This is a genomic window from Paenibacillus azoreducens (genome assembly GCF_021654775.1).
Taxonomy (GTDB): domain Bacteria; phylum Bacillota; class Bacilli; order Paenibacillales; family Paenibacillaceae; genus Paenibacillus_AQ; species Paenibacillus_AQ azoreducens.
In genome coordinates this window covers 1462155-1479420 of the sequence record NZ_AP025343.1, presented here as the reverse complement: position 1 = coordinate 1479420, position 17266 = coordinate 1462155, and the positions used below count along the sequence as shown (strand labels likewise).

11 protein-coding genes are annotated in these 17266 nt (G+C 49.8%); 4 read left to right on the top strand and 7 right to left on the bottom strand.

Annotation, left to right across the window (positions count from 1 at the left end; translation table 11 throughout):
• Positions 1-99: 99 nt before the first annotated feature.
• From L6442_RS06140 to htpG, 5 genes are all read right to left on the bottom strand, one after another.
• Positions 100-1287 (bottom strand): response regulator transcription factor, encoded by a 1188-nt coding sequence (locus L6442_RS06140; RefSeq protein ID WP_212980740.1) that lies wholly within the window; start codon positions 1285-1287, stop codon positions 100-102.
• Positions 1284-3011 carry a cache domain-containing sensor histidine kinase gene (locus L6442_RS06135; protein ID WP_212980741.1) on the bottom strand — a complete coding sequence of 576 codons (1728 nt, stop codon included), beginning with the start codon at positions 3009-3011 and terminating at the stop codon, positions 1284-1286. Before L6442_RS06135 ends, L6442_RS06140 begins: the two co-directional genes overlap by 4 nt.
• Before the next feature lie 577 nt (positions 3012-3588).
• Entirely contained in the window at positions 3589-5295 is a 1707-nt protein-coding gene (locus tag L6442_RS06130; protein WP_212980742.1) for an amylo-alpha-1,6-glucosidase, read from the bottom strand.
• 294 nt (positions 5296-5589) lie between these two features.
• Complete coding sequence (locus L6442_RS06125; protein ID WP_212980743.1) at positions 5590-6756, bottom strand: YecA family protein; 1167 nt, start codon at positions 6754-6756, stop codon at positions 5590-5592.
• Positions 6757-7229: 473 nt separating this feature from the next.
• Positions 7230-9110 (bottom strand): molecular chaperone HtpG, encoded by a 1881-nt coding sequence (gene htpG, locus L6442_RS06120; RefSeq protein WP_194233811.1) that lies wholly within the window; start codon positions 9108-9110, stop codon positions 7230-7232.
• A gap of 394 nt (positions 9111-9504) precedes the next feature.
• Here htpG and L6442_RS06115 point away from each other — a divergent pair, with 394 nt between their 5' ends.
• From L6442_RS06115 to L6442_RS06100, 4 genes are all read left to right on the top strand, one after another.
• A complete protein-coding gene (locus L6442_RS06115; protein WP_373871852.1) occupies positions 9505-10209 on the top strand; it encodes a response regulator transcription factor in 705 nt (234 codons plus the stop codon).
• Positions 10206-11219 (top strand): sensor histidine kinase, encoded by a 1014-nt coding sequence (locus L6442_RS06110; RefSeq protein ID WP_212980744.1) that lies wholly within the window; start codon positions 10206-10208, stop codon positions 11217-11219. The genes L6442_RS06115 and L6442_RS06110 overlap by 4 nt, the downstream gene beginning before the upstream one ends.
• Before the next feature lie 300 nt (positions 11220-11519).
• The gene (locus L6442_RS06105) at positions 11520-12290 is read left to right on the top strand and encodes an ABC transporter ATP-binding protein (RefSeq protein WP_212980745.1); all 771 of its coding nucleotides are present in this window, start codon (positions 11520-11522) and stop codon (positions 12288-12290) included.
• Complete coding sequence (locus tag L6442_RS06100) at positions 12265-14199, top strand: FtsX-like permease family protein (protein ID WP_212980746.1); 1935 nt, start codon at positions 12265-12267, stop codon at positions 14197-14199. Before L6442_RS06105 ends, L6442_RS06100 begins: the two co-directional genes overlap by 26 nt.
• A gap of 247 nt (positions 14200-14446) precedes the next feature.
• Here the strand turns inward: L6442_RS06100 and L6442_RS06095 are convergent, their stop codons facing one another.
• Positions 14447-15760 carry a D-arabinono-1,4-lactone oxidase gene (locus L6442_RS06095; protein ID WP_212980747.1) on the bottom strand — a complete coding sequence of 438 codons (1314 nt, stop codon included), beginning with the start codon at positions 15758-15760 and terminating at the stop codon, positions 14447-14449.
• Positions 15748-16941 carry an amino acid deaminase/aldolase gene (locus L6442_RS06090; protein WP_212980748.1) on the bottom strand — a complete coding sequence of 398 codons (1194 nt, stop codon included), beginning with the start codon at positions 16939-16941 and terminating at the stop codon, positions 15748-15750. Before L6442_RS06090 ends, L6442_RS06095 begins: the two co-directional genes overlap by 13 nt.
• Positions 16942-17266 lie beyond the last annotated feature (325 nt).

Here is a 17266-nt window from a genome sequence, read left to right as displayed (position 1 = left end):
ATAATTGAACCGCTTTCATCGTAACTCTTATGAAAGCGGTTCAAAACGTTCATCTATTCGAATGTTGTTGTGATTTTGTTCGAATTTGGCAGGGGGGTGTCAATTTGTTCGGGATACGTCCCCCTTTTGTTGCTCTGATCGGTAATGGCTAGGCGTCTGTCCGGTACAACGCTTGAACCATTTACTGAAATATTTGCTGTCGCCAAGCCCTGTCCGCTCGGCTATCTCCTGCATCGTTAGCGCCGTGTCTCGCAGCAGCCCGGATGCCAGACGCAGCTTCCGCTTGTATTGGAACGCAATAAAGCTGTCGCCAACCGCCTTCTTGAACAAAATGGAGAAGTGGCTGCGGCTGAGGCCGACCTCTTCCGCCAAATCGCTTGCCGACCAGTCGGCTGCAGGATTCGCATGAAGCAGGTGGACCGCTTTCCAAATCGGCTCGGGCCAGTCCTCTCCCGACACTCCATAGATTCGTTCCAACTCCGCTTCTTTATGCAGCGCCTGGAACGCCTCTTTCAAATCATCGCTGTGCATTAAAGAACCGCGGCGGCTCCACTGCAGCTTGCCGCATTTGCTTTTGCACTCGACAAGCAGGCCGTCGGCCGCTTCGCGCAGCGTATCGGGCACAACCCAATAGCAGTATTCTTCCCCATAAGGAATGAGAGACCCTTCGGTGATAGAGCGCTCGTTTTGAGCGGCTGCCCTCACAAGCTCGCCCCAGGATAAATCGCATTCAGCCGTTCGGATCAGGTAGATATGCAGAGGCTGCCCGCCATAATGCCACTGGTCTTTATGAAGCTGGGCGAACTCTGAAGCAAACTTGTCGTTATGCCCATTAAGCCAGGCAAAAAGCAGCGTTTCGAGTCTTTCTCCATCCTGGGGAGCCGCGGAAACCGGTGCCGTCAGTTCCCGTTCGAACTTTCCGAGCATTTCCTCCAGCTCTTCGTCTTCAAAAGCTGTTTTCAGCAGATAACCCGAAGCTCCGAGGCGGATTCCCTGCTGCGCATATTCGAAATCCCGGTGACAGCTGAGCAAAATGATCTTGGTATCCTTGGCCGCCTCTTTCACCTTGCGGGACAACTCAATCCCGTCCATTTCCGGCATGACAATATCCGTTATGACCACTTCGGGACGGTGTTCGAGAAAAGCCTCCCAGGCTTTGAGGCCGTTAGGCGCATCGGCGACAACCTCCATGCCGAACTTCTCCCAAGATACGGTTGAACGCAGTCCCTTGCGTACAATGCTTTCATCATCAACGATCAACACTTTGATTTTCTTTGCTGTATTCATCGGAAGCGCTCCTCCTTTTTGGGCCAACGGATGAAAATGGTTGTGCCCTCACCCTTTGTCGAATGTACCGTAAGCCCATACTGCGGGCCGAAATGCAGCTTAAACTTCTGGTCTGCGTTCTGGACGCCCAGCCCTCCGCGCCCGCTGCGCTTTGGACCCGGGACAAACAATCGCTGCAGCTTTTCCTCCGAAATGCCTGAACCGTCATCCCTCAAAGTAAGCAGAAGTTCTTCCTGATCCTCGCGGATATCCAGCTCAATAACGCCGATGCCGTCGGTGAAGCCGTGAAAAAATATATTTTCGAACAATGGCTGCAGCGTCATCCGCGGAATCAGATACTCTTTCAGCGCTTCCCCGCAGTGCAGTTCATAGCGGAAAACGGGACCATATCTGATCTCCTGGATCTTCAAGAAATGCTCAATCATGCGCAGCTCCCTGCCGAGAGAAATGAGTTCCTGCGAAATATCGAGATTGCCCTCCAGCACCATTGTCAGATGATACAGCATTTGGCGGATGTCCTCGGCCCCTTCAAGCCGGGCCTTCCACTGGATCGAATTCAACGTGTTAAACAGCAAATGCGGGTTAATCTGGTAATGGAAAGCCTTGAGTTCGGCTTCTTTTTTCAGCCGCTCGCTTAGCTCCACTTCCCGGATCAACGTCTGCACCCTGCTTACCATCCGGTTAAAGCTCATATCAAGGCTTCCGAGTTCATCCCCGCCTTCAATCGGCATCCGGGTGTCCAGCTTGCCGAAGCTGACCTTTTGCATGGAGTCCTTCAGCGAGCGGATTCGGGCCGTAAAATGCGAAGAAAAAATATAAGCAAGGCCAAAAGCGAACAAACATGAAATGAAGGCCACCACAATCGTATTGGACCGTATGATTCCCGACGGCCGGTAAAATTCTTTGGCCGGAAGCCTTGCTTCCAAGGTCCACTGACTGACGCCGAGCGTCCGGTCCCACACAATATCGCTGTCTTTGGGCGTAAATGCAAGATCGCTTTTATAAATGACTCTTCCATCAGGTGCCTTAATCAACAATCGGGCATTGGTGTCTTCTTCAAACATCCGGAACATATGCAGCAAATCGCCGGCTTTTTCTTCGATCAAAATGATGCTGCCATCCTGAGGCCCGTGCGAATTGTGAATCGGCACCGCAAGCCCGAGAACCGGCTGGCCGATATTGCTGTCGCTGCGCATCGCATGATCCTGCCGATAAAATCCGAGCCAATACGTCCCCTCCCATGAAGCCGGCTTCATTTTCCAGGAGGGAATGCTATCCAGCTTCGCGATATCCAGATTGTTCTCCCCGTAATAATAACCGGAAGGGGTAATAATGTAGATTCCTGCGGTCTGTTCGGTGCGCATGGATTTAAGCAAAGCCTCAAAATCGTTTTTTTCGATAATTTCATTGTAGGTAACAGGTACACGATTTCCCAGATCGTTATGGGCCGGATCCAGCAAATACGAATAGATCGTTTCGCTCATCTGCTTCATCCGGCTGAGAGCCGAATTGGTTTGCTGATCCAGTTGGGCCACGGCATTTTCACCGTATTTGCCGAACTGCGAATTAATGGTTTTAGCCGATTGATAATAAGATGCCGCCCCAAGGGAGAGCAGCGGAATAAGGGTTACAACGAGAAAAGAAAACAACAGTTTGGTCCGGATGCTTCGATAAGAACCGGAGAAAATGCGGCGATAAAACTGCTGAAGCCACTGGAATTTCATACATTGTTCACCCCACATGCGGTTGCGTATATATGCATTTTAGCACGGACGGGCCTTGAATAGATGAAAACACATTATTTGGATGGTACCGCTTACAACATTGCGAATTTTTACCCATACCCATTGTGAAATAGGAGGGTGAACCTTTATCGGAAGCCGATAAGAAAAACGTCTATCGACGTACTTTCTAGGAAGACAGACCGCGTTAAGCGGATGTTTTTCTTGCGATTATAGAATTGTTCAGCGTAGCAAGAAAATTTATAAATTCTATAATCTTAAGAAAACCGTCTATCGACGTACTTTCAAAGAAGACAGACCGCGTTAAGCGGATGTTTTTCTTGCGATTATAGAATTGTTCAGCGTAGCAAGAAAATTTATAAATTCTATAATCTTAAGAAAAACGTCTATCGACGTACTTTAAAAGAAGACAGACCGCGTTAAGCGGATGTTTTTCTTGCGATAATAGAATCTATAAGCTCTGCTGAGACTTATGGATTCTATAATCTTCAAAGAAACGGGAAAAGCACTTCCCCTTGACGCTTTTCAAAAAAAGCAGGGGAAGTGCGGTTTCCGCGTTTTAGGTTGTATACTCATGCCCCAGAATAAGAAATACGCTTGACGTCCATGTAAATGCTCTGTCACGGAGGCCTTCGCCGGTCAAGGCATCGAAATTTTCCGCCATGCCGCTGCGGTTCAGCATGCTGCAGAAGCGGCGCGATACTTCGCGCGCGAGCTCGAGATCGCCGGCTGCAGCCGCGCCTTCCACCAGCAGCATCGTCGAAGGAGCCCATATCGGACCGCGCCAATATCCGTCCGACGTATAGTATGGACTGCTTACGCTTTCGGTCGCCCAGCCGTTTGCCGTCAGGAACCGGTTTTCATCCCGCAGTCCCGCAAGAAGCGCGGCGCGGATCTCATCAGGCAGCCGTTTGCCGAGCAGGATCGGCATGAACAGCAGCAGGCTGTCGCCATCGGACGGCTCATGCGTGCCTGAGCGGCAGGAAATGAATTTGCCGTCCCGCCAAAAATGGGCGATCATTTTTGTCAGCGTATCCTCAGCGAGGCGCCTCCAGGCCGAGGATTCCTCCGCGAATCCAAGCAAACCGGCGATTTCGGCAAGCAGTTCGGACTGGATGATCAGGAAAGCGGCCAAATCCGGACTTTCGATCGGGATTCCGTTATTAAACGCCGTGCTGTTATCCCAGCCCGAATCATTGCCGTGGTTATATTGCGGAATGCCGTCTCCGTCCCCGTCGCGGTACCGGAACCACCATCTCGTCCATTTGGACAGCGGGCCGTATACCTCACGCAGTTGGGTTTCCCTGATGTAATCGGTCCGCTGCATCATCCAGGCGAGCGTCCAGCCGTGAATCGGCGGTTTGTTGCAGTTCCACAGCTCGTATTTGTCGTTGACAAAATCAGGGATAAGGCCGCTCTCATCCTGCCGGTCGAAAAAGATCATGAACTGGTCCCAGGCGAGTTTCGGGTCATGCCGTACCAAGGCCATCGCATTAAAGCAGTGATCCCAGCTCCAAATATTCGTCATCCAGTTCTTCGACATATACATGGCTGGCCTGGTCAGGCAGCCTTCCGCCGGAACGAGACAGGACCATGTAATATAAGCCGCCAATTCCCGTCCCTCCTTATAGCGTTCGGGAACGGACAAGCTGCGCTCCAGCCAAGCAGCAAAATCCGCTTTCGCCGACTGAACGGCTTCGTCAAAGGTTTCCCAGGCAGCCCGCGGCTCCCATACCGTCCGAAACTCCTCCACGGCAAACTCCGCGGTATTCGTGTCCGGATCGGGATTGAACTCGGCGACGACGCGCGAGCTTTTAATTTTGTCCCATGGTACCTCCATCTTCATGCCACCCAGCAGTCGTGTCAGCATAAAGCGGCATTCATGGGTAAAACTGTTCATCTCCCAGCTGTCTTCGCTTACTTCGTACGCATAATCGTAAGCGGCCGGCATGAAGGTCAGCCGGATGCCGCAGCCTTTCGAACGGAAGCGGACCGTACGGCTGTCCGAAATGCAGATTTCCGCGAAGATGGCGGATGCGGGCGACTTAAGCCTGACTGCCTCAGGTGACGCCTCCGGCGTGAACAGGATCAGCGTACCGTGCGAATCCAGCAGTTCGATGCGGAATGCTTCTCCGAACTTGTCGTCCCCGCCGCGGACCGTCCGAAGGTAAAGGCCTTCTTGTCTATTTTTTCCTTCAGGCAGGAGCGACACCGCGAGAAAGGTCTCTCTCCGGCTGAAAGGTACAATGCTCAGATCGAATTTCATAGGCTGCTCTCCTTCATCAAGGGGAATAATACGCTTTCATTGTACTCTCGATCCGGGAAAGCAGGAACGGTCAGTTGTTTTTCGGGTGGCGGCCATTTTGTTGGAAAAACAGGACCGTTCCTCACCAAGGTGTCTTTTTGTTAGAAATATGGGGTGAAAATGTTAGATGGCCATATAAAAACACCCTGCAGCATCGGACCACACTTAGGGGTCCGCATACTGCAGGGTGCTGATTAAATCCTAGTCAAGGCTTTTACATATGAACAATGTACAAATGCAATTTATGGATTGGTCTTACTTGCCATGGCATTTCTTGTATTTCAATCCGCTTCCGCATGGACAAGGCTCATTTCTTCCGACTTTAGGAAGAACGTTTTCGCTTTCATCCACCAGTCTTACCAGACCTTTTTGCGGATCGATTTCATTCATGGCGCTCAGTTCCACCAGCGTATATCCGCCGCTTCCCCACATTCTCGTGTTGTTATAAACTTCCGTCAAAAGGGAAAGCACGCGCTGAGCATGCACCGGCGTTTTGAAAGGAATCTTGTGCCGGTTAAACTCATCGATCAAATCCTGCATGGAAGACTTGCGCACGCAGCCTAATTGGATATCGTCAATCAGGTTTTCTACGCGGTCTTTATCCTTGCACATATTGTTCAGCACAAAATTCTGAAGCTCCTCAAGCTGCGGCGTCATTTCGAAGTAGCCCATGTCCGCATAGCGGAGAAGCTCTTCTTTCTCCGGAACATAGAGCGACTTGCCGTCCAGCCCTTCAATGAGTTCAGCCAGCTTGGCTTTCTCTGCGCCGTTTGCCAAAAAACCGTTAAAAAGAACGTCATCATCGAGAACGATATTTTGTCCGCGTTCCATCATCTCGCCCGCATATTTCGCAAGCTCTTCCGTCGTGATCGGCTCGCTGTTTTGCGAGTTGAATATATGAACAAGCTTGTCCAGCTTGATGACACCATACAAGTGAGCTGCAGCGGCAATATATTCATAAGCTCCCTGCTTGGAGCCCTGCTCTTCTTTCAGTTGGGACAAATCGATTCCGGACACGGCGGATTTGATTTCATCCGGCATCAGTACATGCAGCTTGCCTTCGCTAAAAAAGCTGAATACCAGCCCGCGCTCCAGAAAATAGGAATATTGTCCAAAAGGCAATTCATTATCCTGAATGGAAGTTTCTTTAACAAGCTTCTCCAGAAGAGCCCATTCGTCCGCATCCGTAACAAGAACAATGGACTTCAACTGTTCGGGATCGGTCAAATATGCTGAAAGAGCATCCGCAAGCTCTTCCTTCTTCATCTTGGAACGTCCGGAAATTTGATTGACGGTAGCAAGCGAAGAGAGTCTTGATTTGGTCAAGCTTTGCAGAATTTCCGGCAAACGGGTCATCACGTCTCCAATGATGGCGTGCTGTATATTGCGTTCTTCCATTTGTAACCTAGGGTCTTCCAACATTTACACCTCTTCCACATTGATAAGCATGTGCGGCATTTTGGCCACACCTTTACACATTATACACTATTCCGGCAAAATCATCTTCTAGAGGTTATCAAAAAGTCCGCTTTTGATAAGAAAACCAATCGAGGTCAATCCTAGGATGAGCGACCGCGATTCAACGGTAGGTTTTCATGCGATATAGAATCGTAGCTAGATAACGTATAAATTCTATATCTAACACGAAGTGAATCAGGAAGCTGGTTCGACATCGAATCTTGAATTCAGCCGGGCCTTCCGGTGCTCACGTACCTAAACGTACGCTCCGCTCCTTTCGTCCCTAGCTTCTTTCAACCTTCTCGGTGCTGAAAACCGACCTTCTTGAACACGTATTTTAATATGGATAATTTTGCATTTTATGGAATCAAAAATATGTACATGCCCCCGTCCTTTCACGGAAGGCCGGGAGCATAAGGCCTGTTATAAAAATAAGACTACACCATGATTTTACAGATATCGTTCGTAAAATCAACCGGATCCTGAATCGGAAGCCCTTCAATCAGCAGCGCCTGGTTATAGAGCAGGTTCGTGTACAATGCCAGCTTCTCCCGGTCTTGTTCGAAAGAAGCTTTCAGCGATTGGAACACGTCATGCTGCACATTGATCTCCAGAATCTTGTCGGCTTTAATGCCCTCGCTGCTCGGCATCGCATTCAGCACCTTTTCCATCTCGATCGAAAGCTCGCCTTCAGCGGACAAACAAACCGGATGAGATTTCAGCCGTTTGGAAGCCTTCACGTCCTTCACCTTGCCGGAAAGCAGATCCTTCATCGCTTCGAACAGCTCTTTATTCTCTTCCGCCTCGGCTTTGGCTGCGGCTTCGTCCGCTTCGGACTCAATGCCGAGATCTCCGCTGGATACGGATTTGAATTCCTTCTCCTTGAAATTCGTCAACATCTTGATCGCAAATTCGTCAATGTCATCGGTAAAGTACAGAATTTCATAACCTTTATCAAGGACAAGTTCGGTTTGCGGCAGCTTCTCGATGCGCTCCACGGAAGTTCCGGTAGCGTAATAGATATATTTTTGATCCTCAGGCATCCTCGACACATATTCATCGAGGGTTACCAGCTTTTTCTCATGCGAGGACGTAAACAGCAGCAGGTCGGACAACATGTCCTTGTTCATGCCGTAATCGTTGTATACGCCGAATTTAAGCTGTCTGCCGAATGCCTTGTAGAAGGTTTCGTATTTCTCGCGATCGTCTTTGAGCAGAGATAGAAGCTGGCTTTTGATTTTGCTTTTGATGTTTTTCGCGATCAGCGTCAATTGGCGGTCATGCTGAAGCATTTCGCGGGAGATGTTCAAGGACAGATCCTCGGAATCGACCATCCCTTTAACGAAACTGAAATAATCCGGCAGCAGATCCCCGCATTTATCCATAATGAGCACGCCATTCGAATACAGCTCAAGACCTTTTTCGTACTCTTTTGTATAGTAATCGAATGGCGTACTCTCCGGTATAAACAGGATCGCATTATATACGACGGCCCCATCGGCTTTGACATGGACATAAGTAAGCGGCTTGTCGAACCCGTACCGTTTTTCGGCATAGAAGTTCTCGTAATCCTCCTGCGTCAGCTCGCTTTTGTTTTTGCGCCAGATCGGCACCATGCTGTTGACGGTCTTCTCTTCCTTATATTCCTCGAATTCCCCTTCGCTGCCTTCCTTCGGACGATGTCCGCTCACTTCCATTTTGATCGGGTAACGGATGAAATCGGAATACTTCTTGATAATGCTTTGCAGCCTGTATTCCTCAAGAAACTCATCGTATCGGTCATCTTCCGTATTTTCTTTGATTTTAAGAATAATGTCCGTTCCGACTGTTTCCTTTTCGCATGGTTCAATCATGTATCCGTCCGTGCCTTCGGACTCCCAACGGTAAGCCTGGTCGCTGCCGAGCGCTTTACTGATGACCGTCACGTTGTCGGCAACCATAAACGCGGAATAAAACCCTACTCCGAACTGGCCGATGATGTTATGGCCGTCTTTTGCTTCATTTTCAGTTTTGAATGCAAGCGATCCGCTCTTCGCGATAATGCCCAGGTTGTTTTCGAGCTCTTCTTGCGTCATGCCGATCCCCGTATCCGAGATGGTCAATGTGCGATTGTCTTTATCGGCGGTGATGCGGATATAATAGTCGTCTTTATTAAATACGAGTTGGTCGTCGGTGAGCGCTTTATAATAAATCTTGTCAATCGCGTCGCTGGAGTTGGAGATCAGTTCTCTTAAAAAGATTTCCTTTTGCGTATAAATCGAATTAATCATCATTTCCAGCAATCGTTTCGATTCAGCTTTAAACTCTTTTTTAACCATGCGTCAGGCTCCTTTCAGCTCAAACGATATGTTAGCACTCTATCATCATGAGTGCTAATTCTTATTTTTATATATCATACCTTGTTTTTCGAAGTCAATACAAACCGTAGTATTTCAAGGTTTTCATGATAAGATATTAAAGTACAAAATTTGGAATTAGAATGAGACAATACTGAAATAGTGCTTGATATGATGCGAGTTGACCGCTGCGGCTCCGGATCGTTCTTCCGATCGCTGTTGTCTCCAAATTTCTATGATTATATTTTTCAGAAAGGTAGAAATTCGGAGACAAAGGCGAACGCTATCGCTTCTTCAGATCGATTCCGTCCCCTCCGCTACTTCGCTTCTTTTCAAGTACTAATTACATGTTGATCCAGAAGAATGGGTGATCATTTTGCAACAAACCATCCTAATTATTGAAGATGACCGGAAATTGGCCGGACTGCTAAGCGAATATCTAACAAAATATGATTTTCTTACGATTGCGGTGGAAGATTTCAATCGTGTAATGGAGACGTTTGAGGCATGCCAACCGGATCTGGTGCTGCTTGACGTCAACCTCCCCAAATTTGATGGCTTCTACTGGTGCAGGCAGATCCGTAAGTTCTCGCTCTGCCCGATCCTGTTCATATCTGCGCGCGAGAATGAAATGGATCAGGTGATGGCACTGGAAAACGGCGCGGATGACTATATCACCAAGCCTTTTCATTATGAGGTGGTTGTGGCCAAAATCCGCAGCAACTTGCGCCGCGCATCCGGCTCTTATGCCCAGTCCCTGGAAGAACGAACGATGGATGCGGGCGAGCTCAAACTTTACCCGGAACGATATGTCATGCAGTTCGCGGGAAAGGCAGCGGAGCTTTCGCAAAAGGAGTCGCTGCTTTTGGAGGCGCTGATGGACCGTAATGGCCGTGTGGTCAGCAGGGAGCAGCTTCTGGACCTGATGTGGAGCGACGAGCAGTTTATCGATGATAATACGCTGAATGTGTATATTACCCGCGTGCGGAAAAAACTTAAGGCACTGGGAGCGGATGGGATGGTGGAAACGGTCCGGGGGGCGGGATACCGGCTTCGCTCAGACGGTGGGGATAACGTATGAAACTGTTCTGGAAAGATCAGATCCCCCTTCTTGTCTGCTATTTGTCGCAAATGCTGCTGATCCCGCTGCTGTACTGGCTATCCGGCGAAAACAGGCCGCTGCGCATCATCGCTTATGGCGTTTTGCTCAGCAGCGTCATACTAGCCATTTACCTTGTTATCCGGTTTATTCAATTCCGCAAGCTTTATGCTCATTTAAGTAACATAAGGAATATTGCTGCGGATATGGAACTGCCGCTGGAACCGCTGGGCGGCGCGCCTATGCCAGCAGCGGTTCAGGAACTTCTGCGCGTGTACGACCGTTATTACCAGGACAAGCTGAATTTGCATGCGACCGGCATGGATCGGCATATCACATTTATCAACCGTTGGGTGCATCAGATGAAAACCCCGTTATCCGTTATGCAGCTGACCCTGCGCGACATCGATCAATCCGCTGCGGCTGACAGCATCCAGGAGGAGATTGAACGCTTGCGCAAAGGGTTGGAGATGATTCTGTACACCTCCCGTTTGGACCGGTTTGAGGAAGATTTCCGGATCGAGCGCATCCCGCTGCTGCAGGCCGTCAAAGGCGCGGTAACGGAAAACCGCCGGCTTTTTATACGCAAAGGGATTCAGCCGGATATCCGGATCGGAGAAGAGATAGCGGTGTATTCGGATGCCAAATGGCTGCGGTTCATGCTTAATCAAATATTGATTAATGCCGTCAACTATTCCGCCGGCAAGGGACAAACTGTATCCATCATGGCTGAAACATCAGGCCAACAGATCATATTGGACATTCGGGATCAGGGCATCGGCATCAGCAAAGAAGATCTAAAACGGGTTTTCCAGCCCTACTTCACGGGGGAACGGGGACGGCAATACCAGGAATCCACAGGCATGGGGCTTTATCTCGTTCGAGAGATTTGCTCTCGTCTAGAGCATGAAGTAATGATTGAATCGGTGCAGGGACAAGGCACATTGGTAAGATTTGTTTTTCGACATCATCCTGTTCGTAATGTCTGCTAGCAACACTTAAGTTGAACTAAAAAAGACAGGGAGGCAGCAGCGATTCAAAAAGAACATTTCCACTCGGCTGCCTTCATCCGTGCAAAATCATCATTGGTTCAACTTATACTGAGTGATGCCAACAAATTCTGGGCTGTTCGCGCGTTAAGTGCTGCTCCGCATACGAACATAACCTTATCCCGGCTGTAAGGAAACGTTAATTCAATTCGATGGCTCGGTTTTTTCGGGTTTGGTAGATTGATATCAGGCTCTTCCAAGCAGAGGAGCCGCTGCCAAACGATATGAAAGGGATGAATGTTTATGGAACTGCTGCAGGTAAAAGCCTTAAGCAAGGTCTATCCGGGAAAAGTAAACACCCAAGCCTTAACCGATATCCATTTCAATATTGAACAGGGAGAATTCGTAGGCATTATGGGTCCTTCCGGGAGCGGGAAAACGACGCTGCTCAACGTGGTCTCCACCATCGATGAACCTAGTTCGGGAGAAGTATTGGTCGAAGGAATAAGCCCGCACCGCATGAATAAAAAAGAACTGGCACGTTTCCGCCGCAGGAAACTAGGTTTTGTGTTTCAAGATTTCAACCTGCTGGAAACGCTGACCGTTGCCGAAAATATCGTGCTGCCCCTTACCCTGGACAACCGGAGGCTGGCCGATATCGAAGCTTCTCTGAAGCGCGTGGCGGACAAACTCGGCATTACCGATATTTTAAAGAAACGCACTTACGAAATTTCAGGCGGCCAGCGCCAGCGGACCGCCATAGCCCGGGCGCTGATTACCTCGCCCGCCATCATCATGGCCGATGAACCGACCGGAGCGCTGGATTCCGGTTCGGCAAGGAATGTCATGGAGTCGCTTGAGCGTGTCAACCGTGAGGATCAAACGACGCTGATGCTGGTCACGCATGACCCGGTATCCGCAAGCTACTGCAGCCGGATTATCTTCATCAAGGACGGAAGGCTCGCGGCCGAAATCCATCGCGGTGAAAGCCGGCAAGCCTTTTTCCAAAATATTATCGACGCGCTGTCATTCTGGGGAGGTCACAGCCATGAGCTTTCCTCAATTCGCGTTTAACAACGTCAGGCGCAATTTCCGGGCCTACTTTACGTATTTCCTCAGCAGCGCCGTCATGATCATGATCTTTTTCGCATATTCCCTGTTCATTTACCATCCGGATTTGGCCCATTCGAATTACGGAAATTTTGTCGCGACCGGTATGCGGATCGCATCCTATGTGGTCTATGTCTTTTCCTTTTTCTTTGTGCTTTATTCGATCAGCGCTTTTCTGAAATCTAGGAATCAGGAATTCGGCATTCTCACAATCCTGGGAGCGCGGACGGGCCAGATCAACCGGCTTATTTTCCTGGAAAATATGCTGATTGGCATAAGTTCCATCGTCACCGGCATTCTGGGCGGAATGCTGATTTCCAAGCTGTTTCTGCTCATCACCAGCAAAATTATCGGAGAGGCCGAACTTCGCTTTTATTGGCCGGGCAAAGCTCTGATGGTGACTTCCATCGCGTTTCTCCTGCTTTTTATCGCGGTCTCGATATTCATGCTAGTTTTTATTCGCCATAAAAACGTGTTGGAACTGCTCAAAGGCAGCGTGATGCCCAAAAAAGAACCCAAAGTATCCTGGTTTCTATCCATCCTGGGCGCTTCGCTCCTGATTCTCGGGGTAATTGCCGTTACCAGTAAATTTTCAAAAAACACGCTCATGTACGCCGCAGTCACGGGCATAGCCGGCACGTATTTCTTTTACACCCAGCTGTCCGTTGTCATCGTCCGACTCTTAAAAAAAAATCGTTCTCTCACGTGGAGAAACACGAACCTGCTCCGGATTTCCGAGATGAGTTACAAGTTGAAGGATAACGCGCGCATGCTGTTCATGGTTACAGTTGCCACCGCGATTGCCTGTATGGTTTCCAGCGTGCTTTTGTTTATGGCCCAGACCAATAGCACGACATACAAAAATTCCCCTTATGCATTGATCTATACGATCCGCAACGCCAATTCCGAAAAAGGGGATCGCGGGCATATCGTCAAGGAGCTGAACGCCAGCGGAGTCCATTTTACCGAACAAAAACTGGATTTCATTTATTATCGCGGCTTTACACTGAATGGCAAACCACGGGGCATTGACCTGCTCCCGCTGTCTGCATATCGCTTGTTGTCCGAACAAACCGGCCTGCCGGGCATTCAGAATGTATCCGGCTCGGATGGGGTACTGATCTTGAGTCATACCACCAATGTCCAAAATTATGAAGATTTTGCGGGAGCCCGCCTGCAAACCAAACAGCGGAGCCTTACCGTCAATCAGAAAATCAATACAGACATTCTGCCTTTCGGGCCGTATTCTTCCCCGTTTCTGATCGTGAGCGATGCAGTATATAAGGAACTGCTTCAAGATCCGAACCTTTTCTCCCAGGTTACTTATTATCTGTATAAAATTCCGGCTTGGGATGGAGCGCCCCCGTCCCGACACGATCCGGAAGTGACCATTGGAACGAAGCTGGTGGACTGGAATCAGACAGTTACTTCAAAACATAACTATAATCTCATGTTACATGCCCGAGGCGATCATTATCAGAGCTCCAGGCAGGGTACGGCCATGATGGGTTTTATCGGCGTCTTTATCGCCCTTATTTTCTCGTTGTCATCGGCAAGCTTTCTGTATTTCAAACTGCATACGGAGCTTCAAAGAGATCAGCAGATGTACCGCTCCCTTTCTAAAATCGGACTTGCTGAAGGCGAAATGTCGAAAGCCGCGACAACGCAAATTGCACTGCTCTTTTACATTCCGATATTGGCGGCCATCGTCGAAACGTTGGTGGTAGTCGTGCCAATCCTGCACGGCTTGAATCAAACCAATATCCTGCCGCCGATCCTCATCACTGCAGCAGCTTTCACCGCTGTGCAGACCGTTTATTTCCTGTTGGTCCGCATGCAATACATCCGCAGTTTACGCAAGCTTATGGTGTGAATTTGAAGGATATGGATTGGCCAAGCGCGAATAAAGTATAGATACAACACCGCAGCCCGCAATTCTATGATCGGCATGCCGTTACCAAAACAAAGGCGGGTTTATGTCATGTTCGTCGCTCTTGCAGGGCAGGAGCGCTTGGCATCGCTATGTGGCTGTGCCGTAGAGTGTATTCGTGAGATTCATAGCCGCAAAACGCAAAACCAAAGCCCGCGGGGGAATCGTGGGCTTTGGTTTTTTCTTTCATTTAGAAGGCAAACAGCTTCTTTAAATAATCGTTCTGGAATATGCCCAGCGGGTCCAACTGCCTGCGGATTTCCTGAAAGGCATCCCACTTGGGGTACAGTCCTGACAATTCCTCCGCTGTTCGGGTATGCATTTTCCCCCAATGCGGACGCCCGTCATACCGCCGGAAAATTTCCTCGATATCCCGGAAATACGTCCGATGTTCCATCCCCTTATACATATGCACGGCGATATAAGCAGAGTCGCGCCCGTACGCCGGACTAAGCCAAATATCGTCGCCTTTGACAAAGCGGCATTCCACCGGAAAATGCACGGCATGATTTTGCGCCGCCACGCAGGCATGGATTTCCGCGACGACCTCCTCCATTTTTTCCGCGGGGACGCTGTATTCCATTTCATTAAAACGCACCAGTCGCTGCGTGGTGAACAACTGATGGCTGTATGCCACATCTTGCCCTGTCGGAACGAAACGCGCCGACAACCGGCTGACCGGCCTGCATAACCCCGGAAACATGCGGCAGCCTGCGGACATCAATCCGAAAAAACCATTTTCCATCACAAGTTGATTCATCCGGTTCCAGAAACGGCTTTCCGAAGGTTTTTCATCGGTTTCATCCAAACGTTTGACCTGCACGACATCCGTGTGGGGAAACCAGAAAAACTCAAAGTGATCGTGTTTGTCCCTGAATTCCGCCAATCTTTCGAAGCATTCTCGAACAGAAAGACGTTCGCTCCGGTAATGAAGCACAGTCCTCGGAACCACACGCAGCCGAACCTTTACGATAATGCCGAGCATCCCCAAGGAAACCTGCAGCGCCTTAAATATCTCGTGGTGATGCTGCTCGCTGCATGTCACCAGCTCCCCTGAGGCCGTTACCACCTGCGCTTCGATCATTTGCGTCGACAAAGAACCGAAACGGATCCCCGTTCCATGCGTTCCCGTTCCGATCGCGCCCCCAATCGACTGCGTGTCGATGTCGCCCAAATTTTCCTGCGCCCATCCCTGTCGATAAAGCGCCTCGCTTAAGTCCCGCAGTCTCGTTCCGGCCCAAATCCAGACGCTGCGCGAAATCTCGTCTACGGGTTCGACGCCTGCCAGGTGATCCAGCGACAGCAGCACATCCCCGGTTTGAACAAGCGGCGTGAACGAATGTCCCGCGCCAATAACACGTATCCTTCTGCTTTCCTTGGCGCAGGACCGCACCAGATCAGTAACCTCTTCGACAGACTTTGGATAAACGATATGCCTTGGCGTGCTGCTGACGATCCCCGACCAATTTTTCCATACCTTTCGGTTTTCATCTAAAGAAAGCATTGCCCATCCCCCCGGTACGTTGAGATTTGTTCCACGATTTTGCCTGCGGATACCGCGTACAGGCTGTTAAATCGTTCGCATAATTCCCCGGCCTTGGCATGCCGGAAAAAAATCGGGTCCCCTAGCTCCAAACGCTCCTCCCCCCTGTAGAATACAGGTGTTTGCACTTCCCCGGCGCCTTCCAGGGGCATCAGAGCCGCTCCTGCCGGCAGATAAGGCTGCGGCAGTTTATCTTTGCCGGCGGCGCCTGAGGCGACATACCCGCCGCCCAGGCACGTATATAGGTATGGTCCCGGCCGGCGCACGATTTCCACGGCGAAACCCGCTGCAGGCTGATAGCGAAAATCCCTGTAGTTGTCAAACAACCCCGGCGAAAAAAAACCGGAGCCGACCGTAACTTCAGTCACTGCTTGCTCCTGCGTGGTGGTCCGTAGGCTGCCCGTTCCTCCTCCGTTCACAAAACGCAGCGGCGTACCCAAAACCTCCTCCGCCATGGCGACAAGCTCCTCCCTTTTGACGGCAATTTGCTTGGCTGATCGCTGCTTGAGCTTCCTTACCAGCATGTTTTTCGCAGCCATGCCGGGGTATTGATCGCCAACGCCGGCGATCTGCGCTTCGTACCCCATCACGCCATCCAAAGCGGCGCCGCGCGAAGAAGCAATCCTCTCCACCACCGCTTTCGCTTCCGCTGTCGTACGGACCGGCGAACGCCATACTCCAAAGTGGAGCCCAGGAAAATCCATCGACATATCCATGTCGAGACAGACCGGAAACCGGACGCCATGGCGCTCAGCAATCCGTTCAATATGTTCGATATGCCGAATGGAGTCCACCATAAGCGTGACCGATTTGCCCTGGCGAATCAGCTCCGCCAACCCGGATAACGCTGACGGCTCCCAGATCGGGTATCCCATCACGATGTCATCCATCCCCTGCTTTACCAGATATATGGCCTCTTGCGGCGAAAAGCACATCAATCCGCAAAACAGCGGACTTTGACGAAGAATCCGTTTCAGGAGAGCCGTGCTTCGAATCGACTTGGTGGCGATGCGAATATTTTTGGAGCCGGCCTGCGCGATAATCCGCTCGACATTTTCATCTAGAAGATCCAAATCTACGAATGCAAACGGCCCTGGCACACCTTCGAATACCTTTTTATAGTAGGAATAATTCCTCTTCATCTTCTCCCCTCCTTAAGAAGGCCGAGATTCATTTTCAAGTAAGCGTTGTCATTCTTTTTAAAAAAAGGATCTGGTTCGGTTCATTTTTCTCTTAAAGCGGCGGTAGATGCATGCTTTTTACAGGGTGATGGTTAGAGATGCAAATGAAAGCTGAATTGAAATTGAAGTTGAAGTTATGTTAGAAGTCAAGATGGAAGTTAAGGTAGAAGTAAATGTAGAAGTAAATGTAAAAGTAAATGTAGAAGTAACAGAAGTAAAGGTTAAATTGCCTTGAAGCAGATCTTGTGAAAGCGGTGAATGGATTGGACCATGGGCAATTGGCAGC